The sequence below is a fragment of the Pseudomonas bohemica genome (genome assembly GCF_002934685.1).
Lineage (GTDB): Bacteria > Pseudomonadota > Gammaproteobacteria > Pseudomonadales > Pseudomonadaceae > Aquipseudomonas > Aquipseudomonas bohemica.
On the sequence record NZ_NKHL01000094.1, the window covers coordinates 1 to 16,071 of the forward strand.

15 protein-coding genes and 1 pseudogene are annotated in these 16,071 nt (G+C 59.5%); 10 read left to right on the top strand and 6 right to left on the bottom strand.

All coding sequences use genetic code 11. The features are described 5' to 3' along the window. Positions 1–613: 613 nt before the first annotated feature. Positions 614–787, top strand: a pseudogene (locus CE491_RS07535) (JAB domain-containing protein); the annotation flags it as partial. 143 nt (positions 788–930) lie between these two features. Here the strand turns inward: CE491_RS07535 and CE491_RS07540 are convergent. Beyond that, positions 931–2,520, bottom strand: coding sequence for an ABC transporter substrate-binding protein (locus tag CE491_RS07540; protein ID WP_110947727.1), 1,590 nt, complete (start codon positions 2,518–2,520; stop codon positions 931–933). 361 nt (positions 2,521–2,881) lie between these two features. Here CE491_RS07540 and rpmB point away from each other — a divergent pair, with 361 nt between their 5' ends. Together rpmB and rpmG are read left to right on the top strand one after the other, a co-directional pair. Next, a complete protein-coding gene (rpmB, locus tag CE491_RS07545; RefSeq protein WP_108236194.1) occupies positions 2,882–3,118 on the top strand; it encodes a 50S ribosomal protein L28 in 237 nt (78 codons plus the stop codon). An 11-nt stretch (positions 3,119–3,129) separates the two neighbouring features. After that, positions 3,130–3,285: a 50S ribosomal protein L33 gene (gene rpmG / locus CE491_RS07550; RefSeq protein WP_010225867.1), complete on the top strand. Its 156-nt coding sequence runs from the start codon at positions 3,130–3,132 to the stop codon at positions 3,283–3,285. Positions 3,286–3,459: 174 nt separating this feature from the next. Here rpmG and CE491_RS07555 read toward each other — a convergent pair whose 3' ends face one another. After that, positions 3,460–3,822, bottom strand: a complete 363-nt coding sequence (locus tag CE491_RS07555; RefSeq protein ID WP_110947728.1) for a cupin domain-containing protein — start codon at positions 3,820–3,822, stop codon at positions 3,460–3,462. A gap of 275 nt (positions 3,823–4,097) precedes the next feature. On the opposite strand from CE491_RS07555, the gene CE491_RS07560 reads away from it, so the two are divergent. Both CE491_RS07560 and CE491_RS07565 read left to right on the top strand, forming a co-directional pair. Further along, on the top strand, positions 4,098–5,591 hold the full coding sequence (locus CE491_RS07560; protein ID WP_110947729.1) for an aldehyde dehydrogenase: 1,494 nt from the start codon (positions 4,098–4,100) through the stop codon (positions 5,589–5,591). Between the two features lie 179 nt (positions 5,592–5,770). After that, positions 5,771–6,916: an MFS transporter gene (locus tag CE491_RS07565; protein WP_110947730.1), complete on the top strand. Its 1,146-nt coding sequence runs from the start codon at positions 5,771–5,773 to the stop codon at positions 6,914–6,916. Here CE491_RS07565 and CE491_RS07570 read toward each other — a convergent pair. Next, the gene (locus CE491_RS07570; RefSeq protein WP_407681335.1) at positions 6,913–8,505 is read right to left on the bottom strand and encodes a phospholipase D family protein; all 1,593 of its coding nucleotides are present in this window, start codon (positions 8,503–8,505) and stop codon (positions 6,913–6,915) included. The genes CE491_RS07565 and CE491_RS07570 overlap by 4 nt on opposite strands. Before the next feature lie 50 nt (positions 8,506–8,555). After that, positions 8,556–9,983 (bottom strand): aminotransferase-like domain-containing protein, encoded by a 1,428-nt coding sequence (locus CE491_RS07575; RefSeq protein WP_110947731.1) that lies wholly within the window; start codon positions 9,981–9,983, stop codon positions 8,556–8,558. 174 nt (positions 9,984–10,157) lie between these two features. Here CE491_RS07575 and CE491_RS07580 point away from each other — a divergent pair, with 174 nt between their 5' ends. Then, positions 10,158–10,391, top strand: a complete 234-nt coding sequence (locus CE491_RS07580; protein WP_110947776.1) for a DUF1127 domain-containing protein — start codon at positions 10,158–10,160, stop codon at positions 10,389–10,391. A gap of 134 nt (positions 10,392–10,525) precedes the next feature. On the opposite strand, the gene CE491_RS07585 is transcribed toward CE491_RS07580, so the two are convergent. Then, positions 10,526–11,815 (bottom strand): NAD(P)/FAD-dependent oxidoreductase, encoded by a 1,290-nt coding sequence (locus CE491_RS07585; protein WP_110947732.1) that lies wholly within the window; start codon positions 11,813–11,815, stop codon positions 10,526–10,528. A gap of 249 nt (positions 11,816–12,064) precedes the next feature. Here CE491_RS07585 and CE491_RS07590 point away from each other — a divergent pair, with 249 nt between their 5' ends. After that, positions 12,065–12,418, top strand: coding sequence for a YkgJ family cysteine cluster protein (locus CE491_RS07590; RefSeq protein ID WP_110947733.1), 354 nt, complete (start codon positions 12,065–12,067; stop codon positions 12,416–12,418). Positions 12,419–12,433: 15 nt separating this feature from the next. Here CE491_RS07590 and dadR read toward each other — a convergent pair whose 3' ends face one another. Further along, positions 12,434–12,922 carry a transcriptional regulator DadR gene (gene dadR, locus CE491_RS07595; RefSeq protein WP_074754679.1) on the bottom strand — a complete coding sequence of 163 codons (489 nt, stop codon included), beginning with the start codon at positions 12,920–12,922 and terminating at the stop codon, positions 12,434–12,436. Positions 12,923–13,078: 156 nt separating this feature from the next. Between dadR and dadA the strand changes: the two genes are divergently transcribed. The 3 genes from dadA (at position 13,079) to alr (ending at position 15,929) form a co-directional block, all read left to right on the top strand. Further along, positions 13,079–14,380, top strand: coding sequence for a D-amino acid dehydrogenase (gene dadA, locus CE491_RS07600; RefSeq protein ID WP_110947734.1), 1,302 nt, complete (start codon positions 13,079–13,081; stop codon positions 14,378–14,380). After that, positions 14,352–14,705 carry a RidA family protein gene (locus tag CE491_RS07605; protein WP_110947735.1) on the top strand — a complete coding sequence of 118 codons (354 nt, stop codon included), beginning with the start codon at positions 14,352–14,354 and terminating at the stop codon, positions 14,703–14,705. Before dadA ends, CE491_RS07605 begins: the two co-directional genes overlap by 29 nt. Before the next feature lie 150 nt (positions 14,706–14,855). Beyond that, positions 14,856–15,929 carry an alanine racemase gene (gene alr, locus CE491_RS07610; RefSeq protein WP_110947736.1) on the top strand — a complete coding sequence of 358 codons (1,074 nt, stop codon included), beginning with the start codon at positions 14,856–14,858 and terminating at the stop codon, positions 15,927–15,929. The last annotated feature ends 142 nt before the right edge of the window (positions 15,930–16,071 follow it).

Genomic DNA, 16,071 nt, shown 5'->3' on the forward strand with positions numbered 1-16,071 from the left:
TTCGGGGTAACGCTGACGACTCATGGCACCTCCTATTTGGGCCTCATTATGAGGCTTGGAGGTGTCTATGAAACCAGGGGGCGATTCAGTTTGCAGGTTTTGCGACGTTCACATGGCGACGTACGTGCCTTAGGAAATTCGCGAGCTGTGTAGACAAATTTTTGTCGGCCTGAGCTTGCTCTTGCAGAGACACCTTCTGGGTTTCTGTGTAATACCCAAATGCAAATCTCATGAAGCTGCGAACAGCCTCAGAGCGCCGTATGCAGGTGGCTCTGCTAGCTTCCTCGCCGTGCCGGGTGGTACATAGCTCCTTGGCGATAGCTCGAAGCTGGGGCGCGGTGAAGCCCCTGAGGCTCCTTAGGCACTGTCCTAGGTTCACTCCCTTCGAAGCAGCCCATCTGTAGATCAAGGCGATGTCTCTGAGGTAGGCTTCAGCGGTGTTTGGAGCCGAAGCCATGCAGACCTCGTCGACCCAAAGATTTGGCAAGATGAGCGGGATCCCGTCCCTCAGCAGAACAGGCCACAGCTCACCGTTGGAACCGGTCAGTTTTCGAATTTGGATGGAGGATGCGGGATGAATCATGTCGAGCACCAATGCAACACATTTGGTGACATGTTACATAACTGTCACAACCATCCTTCCGGTGTGTGCGACGCGAGCCAGGCCGATATCGACCTGACCAAACATCTGAAGAGCGCCCTGGCGATGGTTGACGTAATGGTGGTGGATCACATCATCGTCGGCGACGGTGATCCGTTGTCGATGGTCGAACATGGGTTGATGTAACAGGCGCCCGATTGCGTTTTTTCGCAGCGGTCTGCCGGGCGCCGATGCCTTGTAGCACTCCGGCTTCCGGCGGTAGCGATTTTGCGCGCTACTGCCGGCAAGCCGGATTGCTACAGGTGTAAGCCCACTGTCATAGTCCTGGCTTATTTGACCGTCACTTTGGAAAAATCCTGCCGCCCAAACGGGCTGACCTCGTAACCCTGCACATTGTTGCGTGCCAGAGCGAAAGCGGTCGGGTGGGCCAACGGGAGCCACAGGGCCTGTTTCTGGATCTGCTCCTGGACCTGATGGTAAAGCTTGCTGCGTTGGCCCTGATCGGTCACGGCCTTGCCCTGGCCGATTAGCTTGTCCAGGCCATCATCGCAATAGCGCGCGAAGTTGGTGCCGGATTTAACCGCTGCGCAGGAAAACTGCGGTGTCAGGAAGTTATCGGGGTCGCCGTTATCGCCCGCCCAGCCCATGAACAGTAAATCATGCTCGCCGGGCTTGGCGCGGCGGATCAGCTCGCCCCATTCAATCACCTTGATTTCCGCCTTGATGCCAACTGCGGCGAGGTCATTTTGCAGCAATTGCGCGCCGGCGCTCGGGTTCGGGTTGAGCAAACTGCCGGAAGGGCGGGTCCAGATGGTGGTCTTGAAGCCATCTTTCAGGCCAGCCTTGGCTAACAGCTCTTTAGCCTTGGCGACGTCATGCTTGTAGCCCGGCAGGTCGCTGGCGTAACCCCAGGTGTTGGGCGGGTACGGGCCATTTGCCGGGCGGGCCGAACCTTCGAATACAGCCTTGAGGTAGGTGTCCTTGTCGAACGCGAGGTTGATCGCCTGACGCACTTCCGGCTTATCCAGCGGTGGATGCTGGCTGTTGATCGCCAGGAACGCGGTCATGAAAGCGTCAGTTTTTTCGACTTTCAGGTTCGGATCCTTGGCTGCTTCTGCGACATCCAATGGCTTGGGCGAGAGGGCGACCTGGCACTCGTTCTGTTTGATCCGCTGCAGCCGAACATTGGCGTCTGGCGTGATCGCATAGATCAGGGTGTCGACATTAGGCTTCCCCGCGAAGTAATCCGGGTTGGCGGTGTAACGCACCACCGAGTCTTTCTGGAAACGCTTGAAGATAAACGGCCCGGTGCCGATCGGCTGACTATTGAGCTTCTCCGGAGTCCCGGCCTTGAGCAGCTGTGCGGTGTATTCAGCAGAATAAATGGAAGCGAAGCCCATACTCAAGGTGGCGAGGAACGTCGCGTCCGGGTGGTCGAGGGTGACGCGCACGGTATTGGCGTCTGGCGCTTCGATCTTCTTGATCAGCGACGGCCATTGCATCGACTGAGCATGCGGGAAGCCCTGCGCGGCAACTTTGTTCCACGGGTTGGCCGGGTCGAGCATGCGCTGGAAACTGAACACCACGTCATCGGCGTTGAAATCGCGAGTGGGGGTGAAGTAGTCGGTGTGATGGAATTTCACCCCCGAGCGCAGTTTGAAGTCGTAGGTCAGGCCGTCAGGCTGGACCGTCCAGCTTTCTGCCAGACTGGGCACCAGCTTGCCGGTCTGGGCATCGTAGTCCACCAGACGGTTCATCAGCACATCGGCCGAGGCATTGGTGGTGGTCAGCGAGTTGTACTGCACCACGTCGAAACCCTCGGGGCTGGCTTCAGTGCAGACGCTCAGGCTGGTGGCCGCCTGAGCCATCAACGGCGCGGTCAGGGACGCGAGCAAAAAGGGTAAAACAGCTAGGCGCATGGCGATTTTCCTTTCAGAGATAGCCCATCTGCCGGCGCAGTCTGGAGAGGGAGTTACCCTAGACCATGCATCGGCACAGGACAATCTATCCGGTGCGACGAGTGGTATATTTCCCGTCCCGCCCACTGCCGCTGGCTTTGTCAGGCTTGATACCCTGATTTTCTAGCAGGTAATTAGTCGTTTCTGTTGTTGCACCCTGGGCTTTCTGGTATAAAGCAGCGCTCTTTTCTAGGGGCCCGCTTCCTTCTTCGTAGGTGTGGCCGGTAAGACCCCTGAAGAAACGCGGCGCCTAGCGCCATGACTGAGAGATTAAGCGGCCAACCCATGCCGGGTTGGGCATGTGGTTTTAGAGGGCTGAGGCATGTCGAGAGTATGTCAAGTTACCGGTAAGGGTCCGGTAACCGGGAATAACATTTCCCACGCAAACAACAAAACCCGTCGTCGTTTCCTGCCAAACCTGCAGCATCACCGCTTCTGGGTTGAGAGCGAGAAACGCTTCGTACGTCTGCGCGTATCTGCCAAAGGCATGCGTATCATCGACAAGCGCGGCATTGATGTCGTTCTGGCCGAAATTCGCCGTGATGGCGCTAAGGTTTAAGGGAGAAAATCATGCGTGAATTGATCCGTTTGGTGTCGACCGCTAACACCGGCCACTTCTACACCACCGACAAGAACAAACGCACCACTCCGGACAAAATCGAAATTAAAAAATTCGATCCGGTTGTTCGCAAGCACGTGATCTACAAAGAAGCCAAAATCAAGTAATTGATCTTTGCCTCTTACGAAAAGCCCGCAGCGATGCGGGCTTTTTCGTGGGCGGGTGATTTGTATCGTATTGATCCTTCGGGAGCGCGCCTGCCCGCGATCGCGTTATGACAGGCAACAGATGTGCGACTGACAGATCGTCACCGCCGGCAAACGCGCTCCTACAGATATGGCTCAACCCTTCTGCTCGAACACCACATAAATCTTGCGGCACGCCTCCAGCACTTCCCATGTCCCTTTGAACCCCGCTGGAATCACGAATCGATCCCCCGCGCGCAGGGTTTTTGCGTTGTCTTGCTCATCGCGCAGCACCGACACGCCCTGCACGATCTCGCAGTATTCATGCTCGGTGTAGTTGACCTTCCACTGTCCGACTTCACCTTCCCACACGCCCGCGCTCATCTGGCCGCAAGGGCTGTTGTAATGGTTGTAGATGGTTTGCTCGGGATCGCCCTTCAGAATCTTCTCTGCATCGGGTTTGTAGCGCTCCGCAACGGGGGAGGCTTCGCTGAAGTCGACGATGCTTTCGATACTCATGTCTCTGGCTCCTGGATCGCAGTGGAAGATGATTATTGGAGGAAGGTTTTTGGCGATAGTGCCAAACCCAATGGCGCGTCGTAAAAAGCAACTGTTGAATAAAATGCACGATAAAACGCCGTTTTGCCTATTTTTGTCCAATATATTGGAAATTCTCTTGGCGCTGGTTTAGGGTGACGGATGCCTTTGGCCGATCCGACAGCACGTCAGGCGATGTCCTGCAGCACGGTTCAAGAGCGCGAGGGCGCGCACATTTCTTAAGAGGAGGACGTTTCATGACCACCCTGACTCATGCTGACTGGGAAAAACGCGCCCAGAGTTTGAAGATCGAAGGCCGCGCCTTCATCAACGGCGAATACACCAACGCCGCATCCGGCGCCACCTTCGACTGCATCAGCCCGGTCGATGGTCGTTTCCTCGCAAAAGTGGCCAGCTGTGATGGCGCCGACGCCCAGCGTGCTGTCGAAAGCGCCCGCGCCGCCTTCGATTCCGGCGTCTGGTCGCGTCTGGCGCCGGTCAAGCGCAAGGCCGCGATGATTCGTTTCGCCGCCCTGATCAAAGAAAACATCGAAGAACTCGCCCTGCTCGAAACCCTCGACATGGGCAAACCGATCGGCGACTCATACGGCATCGACATTCCAGGCTCCGCGCAGGCGTTGAGCTGGAGCGGTGAGGCTATCGACAAGCTGTACGACGAAGTTGCTGCCACCCCGCACGACCAGTTGGGTCTGGTCACTCGCGAGCCGATAGGCGTCGTCGCGGCCATCGTGCCGTGGAACTTCCCGCTGCTGATGGCGAGCTGGAAACTTGGCCCGGCGCTGTCCAGCGGTAACTCGGTGATTCTCAAACCGTCGGAAAAGTCGCCGCTGACCGCCATCCGCGTCGCGCAGCTGGCAATCGAGGCGGGTATTCCGAAAGGCGTGCTCAACGTATTGCCGGGCCATGGCCACACCGTCGGCAAGGCGCTGGCGCTGCACATGGACGTCGATACGGTGGTATTCACCGGCTCGACCAAGATCGCCAAGCAACTGCTGATCTACGCAGGCGAATCGAACATGAAGCGCGTCTGGCTGGAAGCCGGTGGCAAGAGCCCGAACATCGTCTTCGCCGACGCCCCGGACCTGCAAGCCGCTGCCGAATCGGCTGCCAGCGCCATCGCTTTCAACCAGGGCGAGGTGTGTACCGCAGGCTCGCGTCTGCTGGTGGAACGCTCGATCAAGGACAAATTCCTGCCGATGGTGATCGAGGCGCTCAAAGCCTGGAAGCCGGGCAACCCGCTCGACCCTGCAACAAACGTCGGCGCGCTGGTGGACACCCAGCAGATGAATACCGTGCTCTCCTACATCGAATCCGGTCACACCGACGGCGCCAAGCTGGTCGCCGGTGGCAAGCGCATCCTGCAGGAGACCGGCGGGACTTACGTCGAGCCAACGATTTTCGACGGTGTGACCAATGCCATGAAGATCGCCCAGGAAGAGATCTTCGGCCCGGTGCTGTCGGTGCTGACCTTCGATACCGCTGAAGAAGCGGTGCAAATCGCCAACGACACGCCCTATGGCCTGGCAGCGGCGGTATGGACGGCCGACTTGTCCAAGGCTCACCTGACCGCGAAAGCGTTACGCGCAGGCAGCGTGTGGGTCAATCAGTACGATGGCGGCGACATGACTGCGCCATTCGGCGGGTTCAAACAATCCGGCAATGGGCGCGACAAGTCGCTGCATGCGTTCGACAAGTACACCGAACTGAAAGCGACCTGGATCAAATTGTAAGGTCGCGACACGTTAGGGGTTTCCCCGCAGCAGCCCGGCTTGCCGGCGGTGACGTACTTGAGGTCGCCACCGCCGACAACCCGGACTGCTGCAGGGCGAGTCGAATCTGAAAACAGCCGGGCTTCCCCAAAAAAGCCCGGCTGTTTCGTTTCATCTCTTTGAGCCACAGGAGCGTGGTGATGCGTTGGGGTACATATTTCGCGGTGCTGTCGTCCGTGCTGAGCGTTGGTCTGGCGCTGGGCGTGAGCATGCCGCTGGTGTCGTTGCGCCTCGAAGCCTGGGGCTACGGTGCCTTTGCCATTGGTGTCATGGCTGCGATGCCGGCCATCGGCGTTCTGTTGGGCGCCAGTCTGGCCAGCCGCATGGCTTCCATCCTGGGTACGGCTAATGTTATGCGCCTGTGTCTGTGGGGCGGCTCGATCTCCGTCGGCTTGTTGGCGCTGCTGCCCAATTACTGGATCTGGCTGGTGCTGCGCCTGATGCTTGGGGTGATCCTGACCATGGTGTTCATCCTCGGCGAAAGCTGGATCAACCAACTGGTTACCGAAAACCTGCGCGGCAAGCTGGTGGCGCTGTACGGCAGCTGCTACGCCTTGAGCCAGCTGGGCGGCCCGCTGCTGCTCGGCGGGATCGGTACCGAACACGATTACGGTTTTTGGGTCGGTGCTGCACTGCTCGCGACTTCGCCCTTATTGTTATTGGGCCGAACCGGTGCGCCGAGTGCTGAATCGAGTCATGTTTCGCTGCGTGATCTTGGTGGTTTCTGTAGAAAACTGCCTGCCATTGCGTGGGCCATCGCGCTGTTCGCAGGGTTCGAAGCGATGATCCTGACGCTGCTACCGGTGTATTGCCTTCAACAAGGCTTCACTCCCGAAGTGGCGTTGGCAATGGTCAGCACGGTGGTGGTGGGTGATGCCTTACTGCAATTGCCGATTGGCGCGCTGGCCGACCGGATTTCCCGCCGTCGACTGTTCTCGGGCTGTGCGCTGGCGCTGATGCTGTCGAGCCTGGCGATTCCGTTGTTGGTGGACTCCATTGCCATCTGGCCGCTATGGGTGCTTTTCGGCGCCAGTGCGGGTGGGCTTTTTACCCTGTCGCTGATTCTCATCGGCGAACGCTATCGTGACGACGCGTTAGTGCGCGCCAATGCCCATGTGGCGCAGCTCTGGGGCATCGGCTGCTTGTTGGGGCCATTGGCCGCCGGGGCTGGCAGCCAATGGGTCAGCGGTCAGGCGTTGCCGCTACTGATGGCCGCCGGGGCGTTGGGCCTGGTGATCCTGTCGCAGCGACCTCGGGCGTTCGGCGTGCAACCGGCAACCGCCTAGAGCATCCGCTCTAGACCCACGGCGCTGCTGAACCACGCGTTCAGTCGGCGCCACCAGTCGCCGGGCTCCTTGTACAACGTGTGAATCTTGCCGTTGTCCTCGGTGACCCAGACCACGTGATCATTTTCCAGCTTCGCCTGATAACTGATCGCAGGTGCCATACCTTGCAGGGCCAGATCCCGCAGGTATCCGGTGAGTTCGGGGCTGTCGACCAGCACACCGACTTCGGTATTCCACAGCACCGAGCGTGGGTCAAAGTTGAAGGAACCGACAAAGGTTTTCTGCCGATCGAAGATCATCGCCTTGCTATGCAGGCTGGATTCCGACCCGCCCTTGAGGGTTTTGGTTCGTAGAAACCTCGGCCCGCTGCCTCGCGCATTACTTGGATCGCCGGGCTGGCGCCGCAGTTCGAACAGCTTCACGCCATGAGCCAGCAAAGCCTTGCGATAGGGCGCATAGCCACCGTGAACCGCAGGCACATCCGTTGCCTCAAGCGAATTGGTCAGCAGATTGACCGACACACCTTTATCCGACAGCCCGGTGAGGTACGTCAGGCCTTCCTGACCCGGCACGAAATAGGCCGAGATCATGATCAGTTCCTGATGCACGTTCAGCAGATCCGGACTCAACTGAGTGGTCAGCAGCAGGTGCGGATCGGGCTCGCCACGGGACAGCACCTTGGTCGGGGCATCCCACAGCGCCTGGTTGTGGGCCCAGATCAGCTCGTTGAGCCAGGTTTTCATGCGCGGCTGAGCCTTGTAAGCCATCAGCCGTTCGTAGAGCGCTTTTTTCTCGACATGCGCCTGTTCCAGCGAGGCCTCCAGCTGTTTGCGCCCCTGTGCCAGATCCCTGGCGTCCGGCGGCCAGTAGATAAAATCATCGACCGGCCTGCTCAGGGTGCTGTTCCAGTACTGATCGAAACTGTGGCTCAACTGCTCGGCCACCGGCCCGACGCTGAGCATGTCGATGTCGGTGAAGTTCAGATTTGGCTCAGCGTCGAAGTACTCATCACCCAGATTACGCCCACCGACGATCGCCACGGCGCTGTCGGCCAGCCACAGTTTGTTATGCATGCGTCGGTGCTGCTGGGAGAGGTTGAACAGCCGACCGAGCGACCGCGTGGCGCCGGTACTGCGCCCCAGGTTCAGCGGGTTGAACAGGCGAATCTGGATGTTCGGATGGGCGGCGAGGGTGGCGATGACTTCATCCAGACCGTCGCTGGTGGTGTCGTCCAGCAGAATGCGCACGCGCACGCCGCGGTCCGCTGCCTTGAGCAGCTCGTCAATGAGCGCACGGGTGCTGAGCCCGTCATGAACGATGTAGTACTGCAGATCCAGACTGGTCTTGGCGTTACGAATAAGCTCGGCACGCGCCATGAAGGCTTCAGTGCTGTTGGGCAGCAGACGAAAACCCGATCGGCCCTCATGGGGCGCCGCTTCGGCGAGGATCGAGCGCCCAAAGGCCGACCCCGCAGCCGGCAGCGCCTGGCTCGGCGCGTCTTGCTGCGCAGTCGTGCGCGCGCATCCCCCGACGCCGAGGGCAAAGGCCAGAAGAAGGGGGAGTGGCCATGTTTTGGTCAACGAAATCATCCAGAAGTCACATCATGGCGATATGACCGCATTTTCCGCAAAAGGTTAAGTCATGCCGAATCGGCCTGAGCCATCAGTTGCGCGGTCATCGCGCCGACCTTGCGTACAGCCTCCTCGATCTGCGGCGTGGGCTTGGCGGCGAAGTTCATGCGCAGGCAGTTTCTGTATTTGCCTGAAGCCGAAAAGATATTGCCCACGGCGATCTGTACGCCTTCACCTTCCAGCGCTCGATTGAGTCGCAAGGAGTCGAAATCCTCGGGCAGCTCAATCCACAGCATGAAGCCTCCCTGAGGACGACTGACGCGGGTGCCCTCCGGGAAATAGCGCGTCACCCAATCGGTCATCAAATCGCGGCTGCGCTGGTACTGGCCACGCATCCGACGCATGTGTGGCTCGTAATGGCCGGCCTTGAGAAACTCGGCGATGGCCAGTTGCGGCTGGGTAGCCGTCGAGCCGGTGCTGATGTACTTCATGTGCAGCACCCGGTCCAGATAGCGACCTGGGGCGATCCAGCCGACGCGCAGGCCGGGAGCGAGGGTTTTCGAGAACGAACTGCACAGTAGAACGCGCCCGTCTTCGTCGAAGGATTTGATCGTGCGCGGGCGAGGATAGGTGTACGCCAGATCGCCATACACGTCGTCTTCGATGATCGCCACGTCGTAGCGCTGAGCGAGGGTCAGCAGCGCGCGTTTGCGCTCCTCGGGCATGATGTAGCCCAGCGGATTGTTGCAGCTGGGCGTCAGCTGTATGGCCTTGATCGGCCACTGTTCGAGCGCTAGCTCCAGCGCGTCGAGACTGATCCCGGTGACCGGGTCGGTGGGGATCTCCAGCGCTTTCATTCCCAGCCCCTTCAGCGCCTGCATCGCGCCGTGAAAGCTGGGCGAATCCACCGCCACGATATCGCCCGGCTGACAGATCGATCGGATGCTGACGGCCAATGCTTCCTGTGCGCCGGTGGTGATGACCAGATCGTTCGGATCGATGCGCGTGCCCGAATCCAGCAACAGGCGCGCCACTTGGTCACGCAGACATTGGGTGCCATAGATGTTGTCGTAATACAGGCCGGGCATGTCCTGGCGGCGACTGATCTTGCCCAGTGCCTGAGTCAGCGGGCGCAGGGTTGGGCTGGTGATGTCCGGCATCCCGCGCGCCAACTGCACGATGTCAGGGCTGGGAATGGCACGGGCCAGTTCCAGCACCTGATCCCATTGCGAAATATCCACAGGCCGCTGCGCTGGACGTCCTACGGCAGGCAGGGCCGGTGTCTTGCGTCCGGCGGGAACGAAGTAGCCCGATTTTGGACGTGGCGAGGCCAGACCATTGTCCTCCAGCAATCGGTAGGCCTGCTGCACGGTACTCAGGCTGACGCCGTGTTCAAGGCTCAAAGCCCGAACCGAGGGCAGCCGATCGCCGGGACGATAGAAGCCGTTTTCGATGCGTGTGCCGAGCAGCTCGGCAAGATTGACGTAGAGGGTCATAGCGTACTCCCGCACAGTTCCGTCGGCTGACCGATACAGATGGGGCGAAAATACAGCATTCAGGCGCCGATGTATTGAAGCTGTATGCAAAAAAATAGAATTGTTTGGATCTGTAATGGTTTTTCATACAGACGCATCATGGAGTCAGTTGAAACCATGAAGAGGTGTCTGGAAATGAGCGGAATGAGCGATGTTCGATTAACGCTGTATGCACGGGAGCTGGTTGAGGAGCATGAGCCAAGGGTCCGGCTCAACGCGCCGAAAGGTTTGAGTCTCTGGGGCCTGTTTCAACACCGGCGGCGCACCCGGCAGGCTTTGCTCGGGCTGACGGATGACCAGCTACGCGATATCGGCCTGAGTTACGAGCAGGCGCGAATCGAAGGTGCCAAGCCGTTTTGGAGGGATTGACCAGTGGTGGGGCGTCATCGGACGCACGCTATCAACCTGTGGGAGTGAGCTTGCTCACGAATGCGGCAGGCCTGGCCCACTGTGCCTGACACTCCGGTTTCGTGAGCAAGCTACTCCCGCAGTTTTTATCCGGTTCAGACCAGCTCTTTCAGGCGATGCCAAAGCATCCCCAATGCCAGCAACGGCGAGCGCAAATGCTTGCCTCCGGGAAACGTCATGTGCGGTACCTTGGCAAACAATTCGAAACCGCCGCTGTGCTGACCGCTGATGGCTTCACCCAGCAACTTGCCCGCCAGATGCGTGGCATTCAGGCCATGTCCTGAGTACGCCTGCGCATAAAACACATTGGGGTGCTCTTTCAGACGTCCGATCTGCGGCAGCCGGTTGGCGCCGATACCGATCATGCCGCCCCACTGAAAATCGATCTTCACATCCTTGAGCTGCGGGAACACCTTGAGCATCTTCGGCTGCATGTATGCGCCGATGTCCTGCGGGTCGCGGCCGGAATAATGGCAGGCACCGCCGAACAGCAGACGCCTGTCCGCTGAAAGCCGGAAATAATCCACAGCCACGCGCTGGTCGCACATCGCAGTGTTGCGGGGCAGCAGCTGTCGGGCGAGGTCATCACTCAGTGGCTCGGTGGCGATGATATAGCTGCCCGCTGGCAGGACCTTACCACTGAGTGTCGGGTCCAGATCATTCAGGTAGGCGTTGCAACCGAGGACCAGTGTGTTGGCCCGGACCAGACCCTGGGCCGTGTGCACTTTGACTTGCGAGCCATATTCGAGGCGGGTCACGGCAGACTGTTCGAACAATTCCACACCGAGGTTTTGAGCAACGCGTGCCTCACCCAGCGCCAGATTAAGCGGGTGCAAGTGGCCCGAACCCATATCGAGCAGGCCGCCCGCATAATCGCCGGAGTCGATCACGCTGCGGATATCCTGCGGCTTGATGAGCTGCAAGTCGTGACGATAGCCCAAGCTGCGCAGTTCCTCGGCATCTTCGATAAAGCCGTCGAACTCCTTGGGTTTGTTGGCCAGGTCGCAGTAACCCCAGGTCAGGTCGCAGTCGATCTGGTACTTCTCGACGCGCTGTCGGACGATTTCGACGGCCTCAAGCCCCATGAGCTTGAATTGACGCACGCCCTCAATGCCGACCTGATCGTGAAAGCGCTCGACGTGATGACCGACGCCGCGGATCAACTGTCCGCCATTGCGTCCGCTGGCGCCCCAGCCGATCTTGTGCGCTTCCAACAGCGCCACGCTCAGGCCTCGTTCTGCCAGTTCGATAGCGGTATTGAGGCCGGAGAACCCACCGCCGACCACACAGACATCAACCGTTCGCTCGCCGGTGAGGGTAGGGTAGTCAGGCTGTGCGTGGCTGCTGGCCGCGTAATAGGACGCGGCGTGGCGAGAGGCATTCATAGGAGGATCTCTGGACTGCTGTCTGGAATTTTACGGAGGGTAGCGGCGTCGAGATGGAGGGGCAAGGAATCCAGACCCTGGACAAGGTGCGAAGCCTTTGTGGGAGTGAACTTGCTCACGACAGGGGCTGTTTGGAATCTTCGGTGCCTGCGAGTCAGCTTCGCGAGCAAGCCCCCACAGGACGAGGCCTCTGTTGGTCTGAAGTTCGCTGATGCACAATTGCCGCCTCTCACAGGGAAAACTCTCGCAATGAGCTGCAATAGCCAGAAAATCCGCGATCTGCGGCGGCAGATTCCATCCTTCGCCTGCGTGCCGGGTTGCCATGATTGTTGTGGGCCGGTGACGACGTCGTCCGAAGAGATGGCGCGCTTGCCGCGCAAGACCGCGGCAGAGCAGGAGGCAGCGCTCAACGAGCTCAACTGCGTGCACTTGGGGCCGGACGGTTGCACGGTGTACGACGAGCGCCCGCTGATCTGCCGCCTGTTCGGCACTACGGCTACGTTGCCATGCCCCAATGGCCGCCGCCCCGAAACCCTGATTCACCCGCGAGTCGAGAAGCAGGTGCATGAATTTATCGCCTCGACCCGGCAGGTATTGGTGTAACGGGCTTTCGCCAACTCACTCCGGAATCGGCAAATTCAAACTCTCCTTCACCTCTTCCATCACGATATAGCTCTTGGATTCACGCACATGGGGCAGCTTGAGCAGGATGTCGCCCAGCAGCTTGCGGTACGACGCCATCTCGGAAATGCGCGCCTTCACCAGGTAATCAAAATCCCCTGACACCAGATGACACTCCAGGACATGGGGCAATTTGAGGACCGCTCGGCGAAATTCCTCGAAAGTGTCGCCTGATTTGTAATCCAGACTGATCTCTACGAATACCAGCAGGCTAGCCTTCAAATTCTGCGGATTGAGCCGGGCGTTGTAACCCATGATGATGCCTTCGCGCTCGAGCCGGCGGACTCGCTCCGTACACGGCGTGGTAGACAGCCCCACGCGTTCTCCCAACTCCGTGAAAGAGATTCTGCCGTCGCTTTGCAGGATGCGCAGGATGTTGCGATCTATCTTGTCCAGCTCGCGTTTTGACTGGTGTTGGGTGCGCATTGAAAAATCCCCTCTGCGAAAGCGTCGGTTGCCGATAATTAACGCCGAATATAGGCGGTTATATAGTGAAAAGCACTGCTCGATGCTTTTTATACTGCGCACATCCTTGCTTAAAACTTCAAAACGTCAGCGGATATCCGCGATGAGGGAATCAACATGCGCGTCCTGGTCCTTGGAAGTGGCGTAATCGGTGTTACCAGTGCTTACTATCTGGCCCGAGCGGGCTTTGAGGTGACTGTCGTCGACCGTCAGCCCGCTGCTGCCCTGGAAACCAGTTTCGCTAACGCCGGCCAGGTTTCGCCTGGCTACGCATCGCCATGGGCCGCGCCTGGCGTGCCCCTCAAGGCCATCAAATGGTTGTTGCAGCGCCACGCGCCGCTGGCGATCAAAGCGACCGCCGACATCGATCAGTATCTGTGGATGGCGCAAATGCTGCGCAACTGCACGCAAAGCCGTTATGCCGTGAACAAGGAGCGCATGGTGCGTCTGTCCGAGTACAGCCGCGATTGCCTCGACGAATTGCGCGCCGAGACCGGTATCGCATACGAAGGCCGTCGCTTGGGCACCACGCAACTGTTCCGCACCCAGGAACAACTGGATAACGCCGCCAAGGACATCGCCGTGCTCGAGCAGGCTGGCGTGCCTTACGAAGTGCTTGACCGCGCAGGCATCGCCCGCGTCGAACCCGCGTTGGCCAGCGTAAGCAATATCCTCAGTGGCGCGCTGCGTCTGCCAAACGACCAGACCGGCGATTGCCAGCTGTTCACCACGCGTCTGGCCGAGATGTGTGTGAAGTTAGGCGTTGAATTTCGTTTCGGCCAGTCCATCGAGTCGATTGACTTCGCGGGTGACCGGATCAATGGCGTGCGCGTCAACGGCAAGCTGGAAACGGCCGATCGCTACGTGCTGGCGCTGGGCAGTTACTCGCCGCAATTGCTCAAACCTTTGGGCATCAAGGCGCCTGTCTATCCACTCAAGGGTTACTCGCTGACCGTGCCGATCACCAACCCAGACATGGCACCGACCTCGACCATTCTCGACGAGACCTACAAGGTGGCAATCACCCGTTTCGACAACCGCATCCGGGTTGGCGGCATGGCCGAGATTGCCGGTTTTGACCTCTCGCTCAATCCTCGCCGACGCGAAACGCTGGAGATGATCGTCAGCGATCTCTATCCTCAGGGCGGCAATCTGAGCGAGGCGAGTTTCTGGACCGGTCTGCGTCCGACCACGCCGGATGGCACGCCAATCGTCGGTGCCACGCCATATCGCAATCTGTTCCTCAATACCGGCCACGGCACACTGGGCTGGACAATGGCCTGCGGCTCCGGTCGCTTGCTGGCTGATCTGATCGCCCGCAAAAAGCCACAGATCAGTGCCGAAGGCCTCGACATTTCCCGCTACGGTAGTTCCAAGGAGATCGCCAAGCATGTCAGTACAGCGCCAGCTCACCAATGAGCGCATGAGTCAGATCGTCGTCCACAACGGCACCGTCTATCTCGCCGGGCAAGTGGGTGACGACATGACAGCGGGTATCGAACAGCAGACCCGCGAGGTGCTGGCCAACATCGAGCGCCTGCTGGACCTGGCTGGCACCGACAAGAGCCGCATTCTGTCGGTCACGATTTATCTCAAGGACATAGACGCGCATTTCGCCGGGATGAATAGCGTGTGGGACAAGTGGCTGCCCAAAGGCTTCGCGCCGGCCCGCGCAACGGTTGAAGCCAAGCTGTGCGAGCCGCAGATTCTGGTTGAGCTGTCCGTAACCGCGGCATTGCCGTAAACAGTTGATCTACCATCGTCTCCGTGGGGGCGAGCTTACTCGCGAAGGCGTCTTGCCGGACGACGCAAATGAGTCGTCCAACGCGACGCCTTCGTGAGCACGCTCACTCCCACAGATCTCCCAACTCCCTACGATCAGAATCACGCCACCATGCGTCCAGCCCGCGCCCTCATCGATCTTTCGGCCCTGCGCCACAACTATCAACTGGCCCGTGAAATCGCGGGAGCCAGGGCTCTTGCCGTGATCAAGGCCGATGCATATGGGCATGGCGCCGTGCGTGTCGCGCAGGCGCTGGAAACCGAGGCCGACGGGTTCGCCGTCGCCTGCATTGAAGAAGCACTGGAACTGCGGCAGGCCGGTATTGGCGCGCCGATTCTGCTGCTGGAAGGCTTTTTCGAAGCCGAGGAACTGGCGCTCATCGTCGAGCACGATATCTGGTGCGTGGTTCATTCGAGTTGGCAACTCGAAGCCATCGAGAAAACCAACGTCGGCAAGCCGCTGCACATCTGGTTGAAGATGGATTCGGGCATGCATCGCGTCGGCATTCATCCGGGTGAATACCAGGCCGCCTATCAGCGCCTGCTGGCTACCGGTAAAACGGCCAAAATCGTGCTGATGACCCACTTCGCTCGCGCCGATGAACTGGGCAGCGTGCGCACCGACGAGCAAGTGGCAATCTTTGAGTCAGCCCGCGAAGGGCTGACGGCGCAAGTCAGCCTGCGCAACTCGCCGGCGGTGATGGGCTGGCCGAACGTACCGAGCGATTGGGTTCGTCCCGGCATCATGCTCTACGGCGCTACGCCTTTCGATCAGCCGCAGTCGGTCGCCGATCGTCTGCAGCCGGTCATGACCCTGGAGTCCAAAGTCATCTGCGTGCGCGAACTGCCAGCGGGCGAGCCCGTAGGTTATGGCGGCGCATTCGTCGCCGACCGCAACATGCGCATCGGTGTGGTTGCGATGGGCTATGCCGACGGCTATCCACGCCAGGCGCCGACCGGCACGCCGGTGATGATCGACGGCCAGCGCAGCCAGTTGCTGGGTCGCGTATCGATGGACATGCTCTGCGTCGACCTGACCAATGTGCCGGGCGCAGGCTTGGGCAGTCGCGTCGAATTGTGGGGCAAAAATGTGCTGGCCAGCGACGTTGCTGCCAGCGCCGGAACCATTCCCTATCAGATCTTCTGCAACCTCAAGCGGGTGCCAAGGCTCTATTCCGGGGCCTGACGGCATCGTATCTACAATCCCATCGCGGCGCCCTGCCGCCGTAAGCCTCTCGGCTAATCAGCCAACGGCTCCAAGTGTTGTAAATACTGAACGCTGTTGCCATGATGGCGGCCACTTGACCGTGCTTGATTATCCGGAGGAC

Excerpts from the sequence above, each read along its gene's own strand:
- CE491_RS07540 (WP_110947727.1), bottom strand. The coding sequence starts at position 2,520 with ATGCGCCTAGCTGTTTTACCCTTTTTGCTCGCGTCCCTGACCGCGCCG.
- rpmB (WP_108236194.1), top strand. The coding sequence starts at position 2,882 with ATGTCGAGAGTATGTCAAGTTACCGGTAAGGGTCCGGTAACCGGGAAT.
- rpmG (WP_010225867.1), top strand. The coding sequence starts at position 3,130 with ATGCGTGAATTGATCCGTTTGGTGTCGACCGCTAACACCGGCCACTTC.
- CE491_RS07555 (WP_110947728.1), bottom strand. The coding sequence starts at position 3,822 with ATGAGTATCGAAAGCATCGTCGACTTCAGCGAAGCCTCCCCCGTTGCG.
- CE491_RS07560 (WP_110947729.1), top strand. The coding sequence starts at position 4,098 with ATGACCACCCTGACTCATGCTGACTGGGAAAAACGCGCCCAGAGTTTG.
- CE491_RS07565 (WP_110947730.1), top strand. The coding sequence starts at position 5,771 with ATGCGTTGGGGTACATATTTCGCGGTGCTGTCGTCCGTGCTGAGCGTT.
- CE491_RS07570 (WP_407681335.1), bottom strand. The coding sequence starts at position 8,505 with ATGATTTCGTTGACCAAAACATGGCCACTCCCCCTTCTTCTGGCCTTT.
- CE491_RS07575 (WP_110947731.1), bottom strand. The coding sequence starts at position 9,983 with ATGACCCTCTACGTCAATCTTGCCGAGCTGCTCGGCACACGCATCGAA.
- CE491_RS07580 (WP_110947776.1), top strand. The coding sequence starts at position 10,158 with ATGAGCGGAATGAGCGATGTTCGATTAACGCTGTATGCACGGGAGCTG.
- CE491_RS07585 (WP_110947732.1), bottom strand. The coding sequence starts at position 11,815 with ATGAATGCCTCTCGCCACGCCGCGTCCTATTACGCGGCCAGCAGCCAC.
- CE491_RS07590 (WP_110947733.1), top strand. The coding sequence starts at position 12,065 with ATGAGCTGCAATAGCCAGAAAATCCGCGATCTGCGGCGGCAGATTCCA.
- dadR (WP_074754679.1), bottom strand. The coding sequence starts at position 12,922 with ATGCGCACCCAACACCAGTCAAAACGCGAGCTGGACAAGATAGATCGC.
- dadA (WP_110947734.1), top strand. The coding sequence starts at position 13,079 with ATGCGCGTCCTGGTCCTTGGAAGTGGCGTAATCGGTGTTACCAGTGCT.
- CE491_RS07605 (WP_110947735.1), top strand. The coding sequence starts at position 14,352 with ATGTCAGTACAGCGCCAGCTCACCAATGAGCGCATGAGTCAGATCGTC.
- alr (WP_110947736.1), top strand. The coding sequence starts at position 14,856 with ATGCGTCCAGCCCGCGCCCTCATCGATCTTTCGGCCCTGCGCCACAAC.